1 protein-coding gene is annotated in these 22,320 nt (G+C 63.7%); it reads left to right on the forward strand.

Translation table 11 applies throughout. The annotated features are described in order from the left end of the window. Positions 1–8 precede the first annotated feature (8 nt). Entirely contained in the window at positions 9–22,298 is a 22,290-nt protein-coding gene (locus ACILSL_RS10275) for a putative Ig domain-containing protein (RefSeq protein WP_395731929.1), read from the forward strand. Positions 22,299–22,320: the final 22 nt, after the last annotated feature.

Below are 22,320 nucleotides of genomic sequence, written 5' to 3' on the forward strand. Positions count from 1 at the left end.
GCCACCCCATGAGGGAAAACGCATCACGATTCTCCAGTCTGACGTGCCGCCTGAAAGCGACACGTCTCGTCGTTTCAATGTGCTGTGCTTTGCTTGGCGCAGCGACGGCAGCCAATGCGGCGACGGACTTCAGTGACTACTCCGTTTTCACCAGCGCCAGCAGCACAACGGTCAGCACGATCAAGATCGGAGCCACGACCGACAGCGAAACGGCCATCACGGCGAATGCCACCGCCACAGGAGACGACATCACCGGCAACGATGACGAGGACGGCGTGACCGTGCCGGCAAGCATCGTGACAGGAACTTCCGGCAGCCTGACCATCAACGTCACCAACACCAGCGGTGCGACGGTGTACCTCAACGCGTGGATCGACTTCAATCGCAACGGAGTGCTCACCGATTCCGGTGAACAGATCGCCACCAACACCCTGATCTCCACGGGCATCTCGAACTCGAACAGAACGGTGAGTTTCACCGTGCCCGCCACTGCCTCCATCGGCACCGCAGGGGTGCGTGTGCGCCTGACCTCTACCAGCACGCCCGGCTCCACGGGTTTGAAAGGCAACGGTGAAGTGGAAGACTACATCACGACGATCGACTGCCCCACCGTCACCCTAAGTCCGACAACCCCCACCGTGCCGAGCGTGGGCACCGCCTATTCGCAAAGCATCACCGCATCCGGCTCCAGCACCGCGTTTACTTATGAGGTGACCTCTGGAACTCTGCCTGCAGGCCTTGCGCTGAGCACCGCAGGTGTGCTCTCCGGCACGCCTACGAGCACGGCGGCCACCACTTTCACCGTCACCGCCACAGGAGCCAACTCCTGCACTGGATCGCGTGCCTACACCATCACACCCGTTTGCCCGACGGTCAGCCTCAGCCCTGCGGCCAACGCGATTTCAGATGCCTTTGTGGACAGCGCCTTCAGCCAGACGATCACTGCTTCAGGCGGCACCTCGCCATATACTTATGCTGTGAGTTCCGGCACCCTTCCGACAGGCCTGACGCTGAGCAGCGCAGGCGTCCTCAGCGGCACGCCAACTTCCAGCAACGGCACTGGAGTCAGTGTGACGATCCGCGCCACCGATGACAATGGATGCCAGGGCTCTCTTGCTTATACTATCCAAGTCTGCCCGGCGATCTCGATCAGCCCCGACACGCTTCCGAATCCCGGTCTGGGCGCCGTCTACAACCAGACCGTGTCGGCCGCGGGCAGTGCCACGGCCATCACGTATGCCATCGCCACAGGCAGTCTGCCATCCGGTCTGACGCTGAACACCAGCACCGGGGTCATCTCTGGCATTCCCACCAGCACCACCGCAGCATCCTTCACCGTCAGCGCCACGGACGCCAACGGCTGCCAGGCCACCCGCAGCTACTCGCTCACTCCTGCAACGACGGACTATGGCGACTTTTCCAGCTTTGGCAGCGCCAGCAGCAACTACAACTCCAAACTCAAACTCGGCGCGCTGTTTGATGCGGAGTCAGACGCAACCACCGATGCCACCGCCACTGGAGACGACCTCTCAGGCAGTGATGACGAGGACGGGGTGACTCTGCCAGCTTACATCGTGCAGGGAACTTCCGGCAGCATGACCGTCAACATCACCAACACCACGGGTGCGACGGCTTATCTGAACGCCTGGATCGACTACAACAACAACGGGGTGCTCACCGATTCCGGCGAACAGATTGCGACCAACACCACCATCGCGACCGGCATATCGAATACAAACAGGACGCTGAACTTCACGGTGCCGAGCGGTGCCACCACCGGGAACGTGGGCCTGCGAGTGCGACTGACCTCCACCAGCAGCCCGGGCTCCATCGGGGCAAGCGGCAACGGAGAAGTGGAAGACTATGTGGTCAACATCCTGCCACCCACGGACTTTGGCGACGATTCCTCCTTCGACGTTGCGGGCAGCACCACTGCGACCTCGGTCAGGATGGGAGCGCTGGTGGACAGTGAGAGCGCAAGCCTCGCCAATGCCGCTGCGACGGGAGATGACACCAACGGCAGCGATGACGAGGACGGTGTGACCCTGCCTGCGACCGTGATTCAGGGCCAGTCCGGAGTGAGCGTGACCGTCAACGTCACAAACACGAGCGGAGCGGACGCCTTCCTCAACGGCTGGATCGACTTCAACAACAACGGGCTGCTCACGGATGTGGGCGAGCAGATCATCATCAATGATGTGGTCACCACCGGCACCAGCGGCAGCAGCCGCAGTTTCACCTTCACCGTGCCCAGTGTGGCAGCCACCACAGGCATCGGAGCGCGTTTCAGGTTGAGCTCCGTCGCCACGCCGGGTGACACCGGGATTGCAGGAACGGGTGAAGTGGAGGATTACATCATCACCGTCCAGCCAGCCTCTGATCATGGCGACTTCTCGCGCTTTGCGGATGCCAGCAGCTACAACTCAGACGCCCTGACCATGGGCGATCTGGAGGACACGGAAATCACAGCGGTCACCAATCTGGCAGCCACGGGTGATGACATCACGAACTTCAATGACGAAGATGGGGTGACCTTGCAGGCCATTCTCGTGCAGGGTCAGGCGGGGGTGGCGGTGACCGTCAAACTCAACAACACCACTGGAGCGCCCGCCTACCTGAACGGCTGGGTGGACTTCAACAACAATGGCGTGGTCACTGACGCGGGCGAGCAAGTGGTGGCAGATGCCGTGGTGGATGATGGCACGGCCGGGGATTTCCAGACCTTCTACTTTGATGTGCCGAGCAACGCCACCGTCGGTACGGTGGGAGCGCGGTTCCGCCTGACCTCGATCGCGACACCCGGGCCCACGGGAGCCAGCGGGTATGGCGAAGTGGAGGACTATACGACGTCCATCGTGGCGCCTTCGTCGAACTTCCGGGACTACTTTTACACGATCCGCGCGGTGGGCACGCGCTTCTACCTGGATGAGATCTCGGTTTACAACCCCAACTCCTCCACGCCAACGGTGTCCGTCAATCCGGGCATTCTGGATCTCAACGCGGCCTCCCCAGGCTTCAACACCAGCGCCACGGACGCGATGATCAACGGTCTGGCGCTCGACTGGCTCAACCGCCGGTTCTACTGGGCCGCCACCTCCACCGGCTCCAGCGGCTATAACTTCAACTTGTACACGGCGGCCTACGACAACGTGAGCAAGACGTGGAGCTCCCAGCTGGTCACAGGCTCGGCGCGGACCAACGTCGCTTTCAACACGGGCAGCCCCGTCTCAGGCTCGGCCAGTTCCGGTGCTTTCCCGCGTGCCGCTTTTTACAATGGTGAATACTACGCCGGGGGCCAGCTCAGCAACAACGTGGCGGTGTGGCATCTGAACTCGGCGGGCGTGGGTCTGAATTCGCCCGCTTTCAATGATTACACCAACTTCTTCCACCGTTCCCAGACCTTCAATGGGGGAGACTTCGTCATCCGACCGCAGGACGGCCTGCTGGTGACCTCCACGGTGATCAGCAGCGCCAACACGCTGTTCAACCAGTTCATCAGCGACGGCACCAATGCCTCGGGACCGGCAGCCAGCACGGCGAGCGTTGACTCGCAGATCCCCTACTCCAGCAACAGCTCCGTGCAGATCGCAGGTGTGGGCGGTGTCTCCCGGCTTTATGCCCTCGGCGCCACGGGCACCAACATCTACCGCATCGACCGATATGACACCACTACTCCCAATGCGGTGAAGGTGGGACCGCTGCCCACCGCCTCCTACACGGACTTGTCCGAAGGCATCTCCTCTTCCGTCACATCCCTGGGCGTCAAAGGCATTGTGTACAATGATCTCAACGGCCTTGCAGACGGCCTCATCAGCGGCACGGGCACCAATGCCAGCGGCCAGCTTTTCGCCATGCTGGTGGATGGCTCGGGCAATCTCGTGGACTCCTTCCCGGTCAAGAGCGATGGCACGTTCATTCTCGGTGGAGCCACGGCCAACACCTCCTACAAAGTCGTCCTGAGCACCTCCTACGGCAGTCTGGGATCCACCGCGCCAGCGGCAGACCTGCCCACCGGCTGGCTCAATGCGGGGGAGTTCCTGGGTTCCGGTGCGGGCAGTGACGGCACGGTCGATGGCAAGCTCTCTGTCACCGTCGGCACCACCGGGATTGTCAATGCCATCTTGGGCATCTCGAAGACTTTGAGCATCGGCGATCAAGTCTGGAACGACGTCAACAACAACGGACTGCAGGACAGTGGCGAAAGCGGCATTGGGGGAGTGACGGTGCAGCTCTGGGCCCCGGGTTCTGACAATGCGATCGGCGGATCCGGCTCAGCAGCAGACACACTGGCAGCCACCACCACCACGGATGGAACGGGTGCTTACAGCTTTGTCGGCCTGACCGCCGGGCAATACTTTGTCACGGTAACCCCGCCGACGCTCTACTCGGTGGTCAGCAGCACTGCCGCCGGTGACAACGGAGTCAATGGTGACAACAATGGCTCGCAGCCGGGTGGACGAGGCACAGCCGTTTACAGCCCGATCGTGACCCTGACACAGGGTGCCGAGCCGGGCAATCTCGGCACGGGAGGTGACAGCACGGAAGACACCATCGACTTCGGATTGCTAACTGCGGTGGATTATGGCGACAACGCCTCGTTTGGCTCCGCCGGCAGCAATCTGTCGGCCAGCTTGTTCATCGGCGCGCTGACAGATTCGGAGTACTCCGCCAACACCAATGCCAGCGCCACGGGTGACGACCTCGCAGGCCTGGATGACGAGGATGGTGTCCTGGTGCCTGCGGCGATTTATCAGGGTACTTCGACCACCCTGACCGTGACACTCACCAACACCAGCGGTGCCTCGGCCTTCCTCAATGCGTGGGTGGATTTCAACGACAACGGCATTCTCACCGACTCCGGCGAGCAGATCGCCAGCAACACCCTCATTGCCAACGGCACCAACGGCACCAACCGCAACATCACCTTCACCACCCCAGCGACCACCGTCCTCGACAACGTCGGAATCCGTGTGCGTCTGACATCCGTCAGCACCCCCGGCTCCACTGGAAATGTCGGCAATGGTGAAGTGGAAGATTACATCGTCAGCGTCTGTCCGGCAGTGACCGTTTCACCAGCAACGCTGCCGACGCCGACCGTTGGCACGGCCTACTCGCAAACCTTCACGGCCAGTGGTGGCGTGTCTCCATACACCTACACCGTTTCGAGCGGAGCGCTTCCTGCCTGGGCGACGCTGAGTTCGGCAGGTGTGCTCAGCGGCACCCCCGGCGGCACGGCCGCCGCCACCTTCACGGTGAAGGCGACGGATTCCACCGGTTGCGCGGGAACACTCAGCTACACCCTCTCCCCGGTTTGCCCGGCGATCGCCATCACACAGTCCGCCCTGACGCAGGGCACCGTGGGCACCAGCTATTCGCAGACGCTCAGCGCCAGCGGCGGCGTCTCCCCTTACAGCGCCTGGGCCATCACCAGCGGCACACTGCCGACGGGTTTGACGCTCAATGCCAGCACGGGCGTCATCAGCGGCACACCGACGGTCCCCGCCTCACCTGCAACAACACTCACGGTGAGAGTGAACGATGCAAATGGCTGCCAGGGCTTGAAAAGCCTCACGCTGCAGATCTGCCCTGTCGTCACCGTGAGCACGACCACGCTGCCGGCTGCGATCCAGGGTGCGCCTTACAGTCAGACACTCGCCTCCACCGGCGGAGCCTCCGCCTATGCCTACACCATCGCCAGCGGTTCGTTGCCCGCCGGGCTCACCCTCTCCAGCGCAGGAATCATCAGCGGAACACCCACCACCACCGGCACCGTGAGCTTCACCGTTCGCACCACCGATGCGAACGGCTGTGCAGGAACGAGTGTTTTGTCGATCACCACGAATCTGCCCGTGACGGACTTTGGTGATTATCCCACCTTTCCAGCCGCCTCCCAAACCGCGAGCACTGAAATTCGGATCGGCACCGCCGCGACTGATGTGGAGCCTGTCAATCCCACCACTGGCACGGCGAATGCGGACGACACCACCGGGACGGATGACGAGGACCTGGTGATTCCTTCCGTGGTTTCCGGGGGTGACCTGAACTTGAACATTCCGGCGACTCTCAGCGGGAGCGTCACGCTGGGGCGCATCGGAGTCTGGGCGGATTGGAATGAGGATGGCGATACGCTGGACGCGAATGAAACCGTCAGCCTCACCAGCACAGGCCTCATCGGCGGCAACAACACGGTCACCGCCACGTTCAGCCCGCCTGCAGGCACCACGGTCGGCACCAAATATCTCCGCATCGTGGTGATCGAGGGCACCGCAGCTCCAGTCTTCAGCGGCGCCTCAGCACTGAAGGGGGAAGTCGAAGACTACGCGATCACCGTCACCACCCCGACGCTGGACTATGGTGATCTGCCGGACACCATCATCGGCACCTCCGCAAGCAACTACCAGACTCTCTCCAACGACAACGGACCGGCACACATCGCCAACAGCACGCTCCGACTCGGCGCCACTGTGGATGCGGAGGGCAACGGCCAGCCCAACAGCACCGCCACCGGCGATGGCGCGGACGATGATGGCGTGCCGACACTGCCCACGCTGACACAAAATGTCCCCGCCTCGCTCACCATCAACGCCACCAACTCCTTCGGTTCCGCAGGTTTCCTGAAGGCATGGATCGACTGGAACAACGACGGGAACCTGACCGCTGATGAAGAACTCGGCGCTGAGATCAGCGTGCCGAACGGCACCAGCAACGGGGCTTTCAATTTCAACTTCACCGTGCCCAGCACCGCCGTGATCGGGGCCAACCTCGGACTGCGCGTCCGCCTCGCCAGCACCACCATTCCGGCCTCCAATGGCGTCGTTGGCACGGGTGAAGTGGAAGACTACCTCGTCACCGTCAACGCCTCCACCGTGGACTTCGGTGACTACCCGAACTTTGCCTCCGCCTCCCGCGTTGCCAGCACGTTGATCAAGATCGGCACCAATGCCACCGACGTGGAAACCAGCAATCCCACCTCCGGCAGCGCCACGGCAGACGACACCACCGGCACTGATGACGAAGAGCTGACGATGCCTACACTGCAGGTCGGAAACAACGGTACGCTGACCATTCCGGTCACACTCGCCAGCCCGGTGACGTCCGGCAAGATCGCCGTCTTTGCAGACTGGAACGGTGACAACGATGTGCTCGACAGCAATGAAAGTGTGACGCTCAGCACCTCCAGCCTTGTCACCGGTGCCAACACCATCACCGCCACGCTCAGCCCGCCTGCGGGCACCACCGGCGGCGTCAAATTCCTGCGCATCATCGCCACGGAAGGCGCGAGTGTCCCCACCTTCAGCGGCAGTTCCACCCTGCGCGGTGAAGTGGAAGATTACGCGGTCACCGTGAACGCGTACACGCTCGACTTCGGTGATCTGCCTGACACCGGCACAGGCACCGGCACGGGCAACTACCAGACACTCAGCAGTGACAGCGGTCCCTCCCACACCGCCACCTCCACCACGCTGCGCCTCGGTGCTGCGGTGGATGCGGAAGCTGACGGCCAGCCAAACACCACGGCCACGGGTGACGGCGCGGATGAAGACGGCATCTCCATCATGCCGGTGTTCAGCCGCGGCCAGGCCTACACCATTCCGATCTCAGTGTTCAACAACACCGGCAGCACCGCGCGCATCTTCGGCTTCATTGACTGGAACAACGACGGCGATTTTGCCGACGCGGGTGAAACCCTCACCGCCCTGGCAGTCAGTTCCTCGGCCAGCCAGCAGAGCGTCAGCCTCACCGGCACCACGCCCGGCACCGCGGTGACCGGCACCTTTGGCGCGCGCTTCCGCCTTGCAACCGCCACGACGCTGACCTCCACAGGAACCACCGGCAACGGAGAAGTGGAAGATTACATCGTCACGGGCGCGTGCCCCACCCTCAGCATCACTCCAGCGTCTCTGCCAGCAACAACGCAGTATGCCAGCTACAACCAGACTCTGAGTTCAACCAACGGCACAGCGCCCTACACGTGGACGATCACCACAGGCGCGCTTCCGGGTGGCGTCAGCATGAGCAGCGCAGGAGTCATCAGCGGCACGGTGACCAGCGCCAGCGGCGCCTATGTCTTCACCGCCAAAGCCACGGATGCGAACGGCTGCTTCGCCACGCAGAGCTACACCATCAGTGTCGGTTCGGGCGGCATGAGCGTGGGCAATCTCGTCTTCCTGGATGAGAACAACAACGGGCTCAAGGATTCCAATGAACGCGGCATTCCCAATGTGCCGGTGGAAATCTGGAGCGCTGGTGCGGACGGACGCGTGAACTCCGCCGATGACCAAGCGGTGACGAGCGGCAATGCCTCCGTGCTCAGCTCCGGCGGCATGCTGACCGCCGGCACCTACGGCACCATCGCCCCCGGCTTCTCCACCCTGACGGCGCGCACAGACTGGACCGGACTTTATCAGTTCACCGAACTGCCGACGGGGGTCTATTACCTCAAGATCACACCGCCGAACAAAGCCGTGTTCACCAGCAAGTACGGTACCGGCACGACCACGTACAGCCTTAACCTCGACTTCCCGCTGGCCAGTTCGACGGCGGTGCTCCTCGACAACGGCATCGACAACGACAACAATGGCGTGCAAACCGCCGGCTCGTTCGTCAGCAGCGCAGATGTGGTGGTCGCCGGGGTGGGTGCTGCAGTTTACAGCATGCCGTTCACACTCGCCACGGCCACCGAGCCCGGCACCTCCAATCTCGGCAGTGATGAATACACGCTCGACATGGGTCTGCGCCCCTGCCCCGCCATCGGAATCACACCCCTCAGTGTTCCTGCGGTCAGCTCAGGCGTGGCTTACAGCACCGCATTGAGCGCCGCCGGTGGCGTCGCGCCTTACTCGTATGCGATCACTCAGGGCACGCTGCCCTCAGGGCTGAACCTCAGCAGCGCCGGTGTCATCTCCGGCACCACCTCCACCGTGGGGACCAGCGCCATCACCGTGCGCGCCACCGATGCCCGCGGCTGCCAGGGCTTCACCACAATCCAGCTCAGCGTGACGACGGCCATGAGCATCACGACCGCTTCGCTGCCCAACGGCACGGAAGGCACGGCCTACACCTCCACGACGCTGGCGGCCACCGGCGGCAGCAGCCCTTATCAAAACTGGCGTGTCAGCTCGGGTGCGCTGCCGACGGGTCTGTCTATCAACAGCAGCACGGGCGTGCTCTCCGGTACTCCGACCTCCCCCGGCACCTACGTCGTCACCTTTGCGGTGGATGACGCCCTCGTCACCCCGGCCAGTGTCACCGTGACGAATGGTTCCGTGGAAACGGATGCCTGGAGCGCCATCACCTTCACGCCACGCACCAGTGTGACCGGCTGGACACTCGGCAACGGTGCCCTCTCCGGCACCACCACGGCGGCGCAGATCTACGGGATCAATGACGGCAACGCCAACAATTCGCTGCTGGGCCAAACCCCTGCGGGCCTGCAGTACCTCGCCTCCCCGTTTGTGGACAGCTGGGCCTCGCAGACGGTCAGCGGCTTCACGGTGGGCCGGCCCTACACACTGCGGGTGCGCTATGCGATGCGCGGCGCGTTTGCCAATCCGAGCACCACGGAAGCCCAGCCGCCGTTTTACAGCAATGCGCTGTGGATCGCCGGATACAACGCCTCCGCTGCCAGCCTGTTTGGCCCGGCGAGTGTGAACTTCCCAGCACCGAACGCCGCGAACTATGACAACTGGGCCACGTTCGACATGCCCTTCGTGCCACAGACCTCCAGCCTGGTGTTTTCGTACGGCCTGGATGGCATGGCCATCGATGATGTACAGTTCATTCCCACGGTGGCCGCCACCACCACCGCCACCAAGCAGTTCACTTTCGTCATCGCCGGAAACCGTGACTGGGGTGACCTTCCCGACACCGGCATCGGCACCGGTACGGCCAACTACCAGACGGCCAACAACGACAGCGGACCTTCCCACTATCGCAACTCCAACCTGCGTCTCGGCGCCACTCTTGACATCGAATCAGACGGCCAGCCTGATGCCACATCCACGGGTGACGACCTCAGCGGCACGGATGATGAGGACGCCATCGCCTCACTGCCAGTTTTTGCCCGGGGCCAAAGTTTCACCATCCCTGTCTCTTTGTTCAACAATACCGGGACCAGCGCCAATGTCTTTGCCTTCATCGACTGGAACAACGACGGCGACTTCCTGGATCCGTCTGAAGCGCTCAGTCCCTCGTCGGTCAGTTCCGGTGCTTCACAGCAGAGCGTCAATGTCACCGGCACCGTGCCAGGCACGGCGGTGCTGGGGCAGATCGGCCTGCGTGTGCGGCTGAGCACGGCGGGGTCGCTGGGCGCCTTTGGGATCGCCACCAATGGTGAAGTTGAAGATTATCTAATCACCCCCACCTGTCCGGCCGTGGCCTTGAGTCCGGCATCACTGGCTGGCGGCACCCTCAGCCTCACGTATTCACAAACGGTCACGGCCTCAGGCGGCACCGCACCTTACACCTATGCGTTAAGTTCAGGCACGCTGCCTTCTGGCGTCACGCTGAACGCCACCACCGGTGTCCTCAGCGGGACGCCCAATTTTGCAGGCACCTTCAACTTCACTCTCAGCGCCACGGATGCCAACGGCTGTGTGGGAACCAAGACGTATGCGGTGGTGATGACCTGCCCGACGCTCTCTATCACGCCAGCCACGCTCACCCCTGGGACAGTGGGCACCGCCTTCTCTCAGACACTCGCCGCCAGCGGTGGCGCATCCCCCTACGGCTCATGGACGGTCATCAGCGGCGCACTGCCTGCAGGACTCACGCTGAATGCCAGCAGCGGCGTGATCAGCGGCACACCCACGGCCGGCAACGGTTCCGGTGCCTCCTTCACCGTGCGCACCACGGATGCCAACGGCTGCCAGGGCACTCAGGCGGTCACACTGAAAATATGCCCGGTGGTCACGGTGAATCCCACCACGCTCACAGCAGCCACGGCGAACAGCGCGTATTCGCAAGCCATCACGGCGTCCGGCGGCGCGACGGCCTACACTTACACCGTGAGCAGCGGGACACTGCCAACAGGGCTGAGTCTGAGCAGCGCGGGCGTCCTGAGCGGCACACCGACCAGCACCGCTTCATTCACCTTCACGATCACCGCCACGGACGCCAACGGCTGCCCCGGCTCACGCTCCTACACCCTGGCCCCATCCTGTCCGCTCATCGTCATCACACCCGCGACTGCGACGCGCGCCACCGTGGGCACGGCCTACTCACAAACTCTGAGCGCCAGCGGCGGCCAGGCCCCGTATGGATCATGGGCGGTCACGAGCGGCACTCTGCCCACCGGCCTGACACTGAATGCCAGCACAGGTGTCATCAGCGGCACACCGACGACCTCGAATGGCGCGGGCACCAGCGTCACATTCCGTGTCACCGATGCAAACGGCTGCACAGGCTCCCAGACTGTCTTGACGCAGATCTGTCCGGTGATCGCAGTCTCGCCATCCACGCTGACGAATGGCACGATCAACTCCGCCTATTCACAATCCATCACCGCTTCCGGCGGTGCTTCGCCTTACACCTATGCGGTGAGCAGCGGCAGTCTGCCGGCTGGTTTGACGCTCAGTTCCACCGGCGTTCTGTCTGGAACACCCACGAGCACCACGGCCGCCACCTTCACGGTCGCCGCCACGGATGCGAACGGTTGCAGCGGTTCGAGCACCTACACCGTCACTCCCGCGCCGGACTCTGATTTCAGCGACTACAGCCTGTTCAGCAACGCCAGCAGCCGCATGAACTCCACGCTGCGCATCGGCGCGCTCACCGATGTGGAAGCCACCCCCAGCACGAACAGCACCGCCACCGGTGATGACACGACCGGCAGCGATGACGAAGACGGCGTGACGCTGCCCGCCAGCATCACCCAGGGGGGAGCCAGCTCGATCACGGTCAACGTCACCAACACCAGCGGTGCCACGGCCTACCTCAATGCGTGGATCGACTTCAATCAAAATGGGTCCCTTGCCGATGCGGGCGAGCAGATTGCCACCAACATCCTCATCGTCAACAGCACCTCAAACTCCAACCGCACCGTTTCCTTCACCGCCCCGGCGAGTGCGGAGCTGGGCAGCGCCGGTGTGCGTGTGCGCCTCACCTCCACCGCCACACCCAGCCCGACCGGTGCCAGCGGCAACGGCGAAGTGGAAGACAATGTGGCCAACATCGTCGCGCCGACGACGGACTACGGCGACTTCTCGCTCTTTGCGGACGCCTACAGCACGGGCAATGCGGGCCTCATGCTCGGCGCACTGCAGGATCTTGAAGGCAGCGCCACCAAAGACGCCAGCGCGCAGGGTGATGACATCACCGGCAGCGATGACGAAGATGGTGTGTCATTCCCTTCCATGACTGCGGGCCAGCCCATGACGCTGCCGGTCACCGTGACCAATCTGACGGGTTCCACGGCTTACTTGAACGCCTGGATCGACTACAACAACAACGGAGTTCTCACAGATGCAGGCGAACAGATCGCCACCAATGTCAACATCATCACCGGAACCAGCGGGGGCACGGTCAATCTGAATTTCAACGTGCCGACCAACGCAGTCACCGCCGCCGCGCTCATCGGCGCCCGCTTCCGCCTCACCAATGTCCAAACCCCGGGCTCCACGAGCGGTGTTGGCATCGGTGAAGTCGAAGACCACACCGTCGTCATCCTCGCCCCGCTCACGGACTTCGGCGATTTCAATGGTGCGCCCAGTGTCTCCAACACTGCCAGCACCAATCTGCGACTCGGTGCGCTTGTTGACACCGAATACGCCGCCACCACCGATGCCACCGCCACAGGGGATGACCTCAATGGCGTGGATGATGAAGACGGAGTCACGCTGCCAACGCTGACCGCTGGAGCGCCGGCCGTGATCCCTGTCGTCGCCACCAACAACACCGGGGCCGGGGCTTATCTGAACGCCTGGATCGACTATAACAACAACGGCGTCTTCACCGACTCCGGTGAACAGATCGCCATGAACACTGCGGTGGCGAGCGGCACCACGAACAGCACGTACAATCTGAACATCACCGTGCCCGCCAGCGCGGTCACGGGCACCAATGTCGGCGTGCGCGTGCGCATCTCCAGTGACAACTCTCCGGGATCCACCGGTGCAGGCGGCGTTGGTGAAGTCGAAGACTACGTGGTCAAGATCGCCCAGCCGACGACTGATTTCGGCGACTATTCGCTCTTCAGCAGCGTGAGCAGCACCACCAACAGCAGGCTGCGCCTGGGTGCGCTGATGGACACCGAATATGCCGCCACCACCAATGCCACGGCCAGCGGTGATGACATCACCGGCAGCGACGATGAAGACGGCGTCACCTTCCCCGACATGATCGCGGGGGCTCCGGCCACCGTTTCGGCCGTGGTGACGAACACGACGGGAGCCACGGCGTATCTGAATGCCTGGATTGATTTCAACGGCAACGGCGTGCTGAGCGACCCAGGTGAACAGATCGCCGTCAATACGGCCGTCGCAACGGGCACCAGCAACAGCTCGATCGGCGGCAGCGTCACCATCCCCGCCACGACGCTTACCGGCGTGCCTCTCGGGGCACGTGTGATGCTCACTTCGGCTTCATCTCCCGGGACTTCCGGAAGTGTTGGGACCGGTGAAATCGAGGACTATTTGGTCACCATCACCGCACCGACCACGGACTTTGGCGACTTCAGCAGCTTTGCCGATGCTTCCCAAGGTGTGAGCCCCAGCCTGCGGATGGGCGCCAGTGTGGATGCCGAGTACGTCTCCACCCGCAACTCAGCCGCCACGGGTGACGACCTCACTGGCGACGATGATGAAGATGGCGTGACTCTGCCGTCCATGATCGCAGGTCAGACGCGGACGATCCCGGTGGTGGCGAGCAACTCCAGCGGCGCCATGGGGTATCTCAACGCGTGGATTGACTTCAACAACGACGGCACCCTCGCCGCCGGCGAGCAGATCGCCACGAATGTCAATGTCCCCGACGGCAGCGACGACAGCACATTCAACATCAACTTCACCGTGCCCAGCGGTGCGGTGACTGGAACGAACCTGGGGGCGCGTTTCCGCCTCTCCGCCCCCACATCCCCCGGACCCACCGGAGCCAATGCCGCGATCGGTGAAGTCGAAGATTATGTCGTGAACATCACGGCACCGACGCTGGACTTCAGCGACTTCAGCCGCTTCGAAAATGCGGCCAGCACCGCCAACAGCAAACTGCGCCTGGGAACACTGGTGGATGCCGAGCCCGACGCCACGACCAACGCCGCCGCCACGGGTGACGACACCACCGGCAGCGATGACGAAGATGGCGTGACTATTCCCACCCTCACTGCAGGCCTGGCCTCCACCATCACCGCCAAAGTGACCAACAGCAGCGGCTCATCGGCCTACCTCAATGCCTGGATCGACTACAACAACAATGGTGTGCTGAGTGACTCGGGTGAGCAGATCGCCACGAACACCCTGATCGTCACCGGCACGTCCAACGCCAGCAAAAACATCACTTTCACCGTCCCGGCCAATGCCGCAGCGGGCACACCGGTGGGGGTGCGTGTACGTCTGACCTCTATGGCCACACCCGGCTCAACCGGCACATCCACCGGAAGCGGAGAAGTGGAAGATTACGTCGTCAGCATCGTCGGGCCCACCACGGATTACGGTGACTGGAGCGGCATTGCCGATGCCTCCAACACGGTCGTCTCCACCATCCGTCTCGGTGCGCTGATCGATGCGGAATTCAGCGCGACGAAAAATACCACCGCCACCGGTGATGACATCACCAACCTTGCCGATGAAGACGGTGTGGTGCTGCCTGCCATGACCGCAGGCGGCACGTACTCGATTCCTGTCACCGCGACCAACACCAGCGGCTCGACGACGTTCCTGAACGCCTGGGCTGACTTCAACAACAACGGCTCCTTCGCCGATGCCGGCGAACAGTTCGCCAACAATGTCAACGTCGCGACCGGACAGACCAACTCGACCATCAGTCAAAGCATCACCGTTCCTGCGACCGCAGTCACGGGCAGCAATCTCGGCGTGCGTTTCCGCCTCACCTCCACCAGCAGTCCGGGTTCCACGGGCACCGGTGGTGGGAATGGCGAAGTGGAGGACTATGTGGCCAACATCGCCGCACCGACGACGGACTTCGGCGACTTCACCGCCTTCGGCAGTGCATCCAGCACGATGAACTCCAATCTGCGCCTGGGGGCTCTGACGGACACCGAATTCGCCCCGGCCAACAACCTGACGGCCACGGGTGATGACACCACCGGCGTGGATGATGAAGACGGCGTGACGCTGCCGTCCCTGACTGCGGGTGCTCCGGCCACCCTGCCGGTGATCGTGACCAACAACACGGGCTCCGCCACCTTCCTCAACGCCTGGATCGACTTCAACAACAACGGCGTGCTCACCGACGCGGGTGAACAGATCGCCACGAATGTCAGCATCGCCACCGGCGCCACCAGCAGCACGCAGAACCTCAGCATCACCGTCCCAGCCAATGCGGTGACCGGCAGCAACCTGGGTGTGCGCTTCCGTCTGACCTCTGTTTCAACCCCCGGCTCCACCGGTGCTGCAGGAAGCGGCGAGGTGGAAGACTACATCGTTTCGATCATCAGCCCGCCGCTTGACTATGGCGACTGGAGCGGCATCGGCGATGCGGCCTCCACCGCGGACAACACGCTGCGCCTCGGCGCGCTGGTGGACACTGAATATGGCTCCACACGCAACGTCTCCGCCACGGGTGATGACACCACTGGCAGCGATGACGAGGACGGGGTAACGCTGCCCACCCTGACAGCGGGAGCTCCGGCCACCATTCCGGTGATCGTGACGAACACCACCGGCTCTGCCGCCTTCCTCAACGTGTGGATCGACTACAACAACAACGGCGTGCTTACTGATGCGGGTGAGCAGATCGCCACCAATGTGAGCATCGCCACGGGTGCGAGTAACAGCGTGCAGAACCTCAGCATCACCGTCCCGGCAGGTGCGGTGACGGGTTCGAATGTGGGAGTGCGCGTGCGCCTGACGGATGTCCCCTCCCCTGGAGTCACCGGCACTGCTGGCAACGGCGAAGTGGAAGATTATGTCACCACCATCGCCGTGCCGACGACGGACTTTGGCGACTGGAGCGGCGTGGCAGATGCTTCAAGCCTTGCCAGCTCCAACCTGCGCATGGGTGCGCTGGCTGACACGGAATATGCCTCCACGCTCAATGCCACCGCCACGGGCGATGACAGCACCGGCAGCGATGACGAAGACGGCGTGACCGTGCCGAGCCAGACTCCCGGCACCGCCGGCAGCGCCACCGTGGTGGTGACGAACAACACCGGTGCGGCGGGTTATCTCAATGCGTGGATCGACTTCAACAACAACGGCTCCTTCACCGATGCAGGCGAGCAGATCGCCACGAACACGAGCATCGCCACCGGCACCAACGGTGTCACTCAAACGGTGAACTTCATCGTGCCTGTCGGCGCCATCCCCGGCCAGCGCGGGGCGCGCTTCCGTCTCACCAGCACGCAAAATCCGACCTCCGTCGGTGCCAGCGGCATGGGTGAAGTGGAAGATTATCTCGTCACCATCACCTGCCTGCCGATCGCGCTTTCGCCATCGACGCTCACCACACCGACAGTGGGCACTTCCTATACGCAGACGGTCACCGCCTCGGGTGGTCTGGCCCCTTACACGTATGCCATCGGCAGCGGCACATTGCCTGCAGGGCTCACCCTGAGCAGCGCGGGTGTCGTCTCCGGCACTCCGACCAGCAGCAGCGCGGCCACCTTCAGCATCGTCGCCACGGATTCCTACGGCTGCACCGGCTCCAACAGCTACACCGTTACGCCGGTGTGCCCGACGATCACGGTCAATCCGAGCACGCTGCCCAGCGGCACCGTCGGCACGTCCTACGCGCAAACGCTCACCGCCAGCGGTGGCACAGCAGGTTATACCTTTGCGGTGAGCAGTGGCACGCTGCCTTCCGGACTCACGCTCAATGCCAGCACCGGCCTCATCTCCGGCACGCCATCGACCAGCAATGCGGGCGGCGTCAGCCTCACCTTCCGCGCGACGGATGCGAATGGCTGCACCGGCACACGCACCATCAATCTGATCATCTGCCCGGTGATCACGCTCACGCCGGCCACGCTCCCCGCACCGACTGTGGGCACCGCCTACTCACAGACCCTCGCGGGTTCCGGTGGCGCAGCGGCTTACACCTTCTCTCTGGCGGGCGGATCGCTGCCAGCCTGGGCCACGCTGAGTCCTTCCGGTGTTCTGAGCGGCACACCCACGAGCACCACCGCAGCCACTTTCACCGTCCGTGCCACGGATGCCAACGGCTGCACCGGCACGCTGAGCTACACGATCACTCCGGTTTGCCCGACGGTCACCATCACGCCTGCGGCGCTGGCGCAGGGAACCGTGGGCACGGCCTACTCACAGACGCTGGCCGCCACTGGAGGCACCGCGCCTTACAGCGCCTGGACGGTCATTGCAGGCACACTGCCTGCCGGACTCTCGCTCAATGCCGCCACCGGTGTGCTCAGCGGCACACCTACCGCCACGGCCAGCCCGGCCACCACCATCACCGTTCGCGTGAATGATGCCAATGGCTGCCAGGGCACACGCTCCATCACGCTGCAGGTCTGCCCGGTGATCACGCTGTCTCCCACCACGGTGACGACCCCGGTGATCGGCGTCGCTTATTCTCAGTCTCTTAGCGCCTCCAGCGGCACATCACCTTACAGCTTCACGCTCGCCAGCGGATCACTGCCAGCCTGGGCCACTCTGAGCAGCGCCGGAGTGATCACCGGCACACCTGCAAACGGGACCCCCGCCACCTTCAGCGTGCGCGCCACGGATGCCAACGGCTGCACGGGCACGGCGAGCTACACGCTCGCACCAAACTGCCCGACGATCAGCCTCACGCCGACCACCACCGCGCAGGCCACGGTGGGCAGCGCCTACTCGCAGACACTCACCGCTTCTGGCGGCACCGCGCCTTACAGCACCTGGACGGTCACCAGCGGCACGCTGCCTGCGGGACTCACGCTCAATGCCAGTACCGGCGTCATCAGCGGCACGCCCACCACTTCCAATGCCGCAGGCGTGAGTGTTTCCATCCGCACCACGGATGCCAATGGCTGCCAGGGCACGCAGGTGATCACAGTGCAGGTCTGCCCTGTCATCACACTGTCTCCCACCACGCCTGCGACTCCGACGGTGAGCACCGCCTACTCGCAGACTTTCACCGCCACTGGCGGTGCAGGCTCCTACACCTTCACGCTCGCCGGCGGCACACTGCCCACCTGGGCCACGCTGAGTTCCGCCGGCATCCTGAGCGGCGTGCCGGACAGCCCGACCCCCGTCACCTTCACGCTCAAAGCCACGGACGCCAATGGCTGCACCGGCACTCAGAGTTATACCATCACTCCTGCCTGCCCCACGATGACCATCACGCCGCTGACGGCGGCCACCGGCACGGTCGGCATTGCCTATTCGCAGACACTCACCGGCGGCGGAGGCACGGCACCGTATGCGGCATGGACGGTCACCAACGGCACGCTGCCCGCAGGACTCACGCTCAATTCCAGCACCGGCGTCATCTCCGGCACACCGACGGCCTCCACCGGTGCAGCAACCAGTGTGACCGTGCGCAGCACCGATGCACGCGGCTGCCAGGTCTCCGCCGTCATCGCGATCAAGGTCTGCCCGGTCATCACCCTCAGTCCCGCCACGCTGGCCGCCAGCACCGCAGGCACCAGCTACTCGCAAACCATCACTGCTTCCGGAGGCGTGGCTGCGTATGTTTACACAGTTTCCAGCGGCGCACTGCCAGCCGGCCTGACGCTGAGCTCCGCTGGCGCACTGGCAGGCACGCCGACGAGCACCGCCACTGCCAGCTTCACCATCACCGCCACCGATGCGAATGGCTGCACCGGCACACGCAACTACTCGCTGACCCCCGCCTGCCCCACCATCGCGGTCAGTCCCTCCACGCTGCCCAATGGCATGGTCAACAGCGCCTACTCGCAGACCGTCACCTCCAGTGGCGGAGTGGGCACCATGACCTATTCCATCAGCAGCGGCAGCCTGCCGGCGGGCCTCAGCCTGAACGCCACCTCGGGCGTCATTTCCGGGATCCCCACCAGCACCACGGCGGCCAGCTTCACCGTGCGCGCCACGGATTCGAACAACTGCACCGGCAGCACGGCCTATACCATCACTCTGGCATGTCCTACCATTACGGTCACGCCCGCCACCCTCACCACGGGCACGGTCGGAGTCGCCTACACCCAGACGCTCTCCGGCGCGGGAGGCATCGCGCCTTATGCAGCGTGGACGGTCACCAGCGGCACGCTGCCAGCGGGCCTCACTCTCAATGCCAGCAGCGGCATCATCAGCGGCACTCCCACCACCTCCAACGGTACAGGCGTCAGCGTCACCATCCGCACCACCGATGCCAACGGGTGCCAGGGCAGCTCGGTGGTCTCGCTCAAAATCTGCCCGGTCATCACGCAGTCGCCGGTCACGCTGGCCACGCCCGTTGTCGGCGTTGCCTACTCGCAGTCGATCACCCCTGCCGGCGGCCTGTCACCTTACACCTTCACCCTGGCCAGCGGCTCGCTGCCTTCCGGCATGACGCTGAGCAGCAGCGGTACGATCAGCGGCACCACCACCAGCGTTTCCTCCGCCACCTTCACCGTGCGTGCCTCCGCTGCGGATGGCTGCTCCGGCACGGCTACCTACTCACTCGCCCCGGTCTGCCCGGCACTGAGCCTCACTCCCACCACGACGCTGCCGATCGCCTATCTTGGTGCATCCTACTCGCAGACGCTCACCGCTTCCGGCGGCACCGCACCTTACACCTATGCGCTGCAGAGCGGCGACCTGCCTGGCGGCGTCCTCATCTCCTCCTCGGGGATTCTCAGCGGCATCCCCACGGCCAAGGGCTCCTTCCCCATCACGGTGCGTGTCACCGATGCCAACTCCTGTGCCCAGTCCTTCAACATCACCCTGGAAGTGCACACACTCTCCATCGGCAATCTCGTTTTTGAAGACTCCAACAACAACGGACTCAAAGACAACGGCGAGCCCGGCGTGGCCAATGCCACCGTCCAGCTCTTCACCACCGGAGATGACAATGCCATCGGCGGCAGTGGCACGGCAGCGGACGTGCAGATCGGCGCTGATTTCACCACCACCTCCAGCGGTGCGTATCTCTTCAGCTCCCTGCCCGCCGGCAATTTCTACATCAAGGTCACGCCTCCGGTGGATTACCTCTTCACCGGCGGCACGGTTGCCACTGCGGACAACAACACCGACAACAACAATGACGGCGCGCAGCCCGGCGGCTCCGGCACGCCACTCTTCAGCCCGGTCATCAATCTCTCCGGCGGCGCGGAATCCATCACCGATGGGGACACCGATCCTGACACCAATTTGACGGTGGACTTCGGCCTCTGGTCCAGCGTGGCCGTCGGTAATTTCATCTTCCTCGACATCAATGGCGACGGCCGACGCAACGAGGGCGAAAGCCTCGGCAACATCTACGTGGAACTCTACGCCCAGGGCGCGACTCCCGGCGTGGATGATCCGGTCAGCGTCGGCACCTCCGGCTGCAGCTGCAAAGGCCGCTACTACCTCGAAGGCCTGAATCCAGGCAGCTACTTCCTGCACATTCCTGCGTCACAGTTCACCACCGGTTCGCCCCTGGAAGGCCTCTTCCCGATGTCCTCCGTGGTCGCAGGCGATGACGACGTGGGTCAGGATCTCCTCTTCAACAACAGCCCCGCCGTCAACGGTGCCAGCACGGGCCTCTTCACCCTGCGCCCCGGCTTCTGCCCCGTGGGTGCTGCCGAATCCGGTGCTGAAGGATCCACCGATGACGACATGGACGCCAGCATCGATCTCACCCGCGATCTGGGCATCGTTGCCCCTGCTGGCACCGGCTTCGCTGCCAGCACGGCCATCCGCCGCTACATCGTCACTGGCGGCTTCACCGCCAGCGTGCTCCCCGGAGCCAGCACCTTCGCCACCTGGAGCCAAGACAGCAACATCGGCGGCGCCACCGCAGACCCCGATGAAGACGGCATAGCCAACCTGCTTGAATACGCCCTGGGCACCGATCCCGCCAGCCCGCTGCAGCCGAACCGTTTTGCCCTCACGCATGACGCCACCACCGGCACGCTCATCGCCCTGCTCACACTGCCAAGCGCCACGCATGACGATCTCATCATCAGCCTCGAAACCCTGACGGATCTCAGCAAGACCGCCGATGCCACCGCCTGGAAGAAGCTCACCATGGCGGCCACCACCACCCTCAATGCGGACGGCACGCTCACACGCTCGTATTCGAACCTCGAAAAACTCCTCGTCTTCAAGGGCCTCGACGCCGGCTACATCCGCCTGCACGTCGATCTTGATGCCAACCGCGACGGCGTCCCCGAGGCCACCGTCACCTCCGGCATCCAAGGCTGGAGCCGCCAGTCCTTCGCCGCCGGCTCACGCACCTTCAGCATGCCGCTGCTCAATGCCGTCTTCTTCACCGGCCGCGTGGGCGCTGTCAGCGCCAATGAAGTCATGCTGCAGGCCATCATCACCCTGCCTGCCGGTTCGTTCTACCTCGAAACCCTCGACGGCCCGCTGGCCGGACAGCGCTTCGAGATCGACGCCACCAGCAGCTCCGGCAACACCGTCGTGCTGCAAAATACCAGCCAGTCTTATGCCGGACTCGCCAACGCGCGCATCAGCATCCGCCAGCATCACACCCTCGGCGAACTGCTCCCATCCGCAGCCTTCAGCAGCGAAGACCGCGTGCTCTTCTTCGATCCTGCCGCCAGCAACTACACCACCCTCACCAACAGCAACGGCTACTGGCTCAGCGATGTGCTCAGCATGAACGCCCGCCCCTTCGCTGCGCATGAAGCCGCCATGGTGCAGGTGCGCGGTGCTGGCAATACCCTCATGTTCACCGGCGAAGTGCGCCTGACGAACTATGTCACACCGCTCGTCGCTGGCACCCAGCTCGTCGCCCCCGGCTGGCCCGTGGCCACTCCGGCCCCGGTCAACGGACTCACCTCAGGCCTCACGCCCGATGCGGCCGACCGCTTCCGCCTCTGGGATGGCGACACCACGCCAGACGCCAGCAGCTACACCGGTTACTACCTCGACGGCACCACCACCCCGCCCGCCTGGCTGCCGCAGACCACCCCGGCACCAGCCGCCACCGTGCAGCCTTTCCACGGCTTCTTCCTCATCCGCAGCGCGCCGCTGCAGCTGAATCAGAGCGCACCGTGGTGAGGTGGCATTGGGGATGGTGAAG

Source organism: Prosthecobacter sp. (assembly GCF_044222345.1).
Lineage (GTDB): Bacteria > Verrucomicrobiota > Verrucomicrobiia > Verrucomicrobiales > Verrucomicrobiaceae > Prosthecobacter.

Excerpts from the sequence above, each read along its gene's own strand:
- ACILSL_RS10275 (WP_395731929.1), top strand. The coding sequence starts at position 9 with ATGAGGGAAAACGCATCACGATTCTCCAGTCTGACGTGCCGCCTGAAA.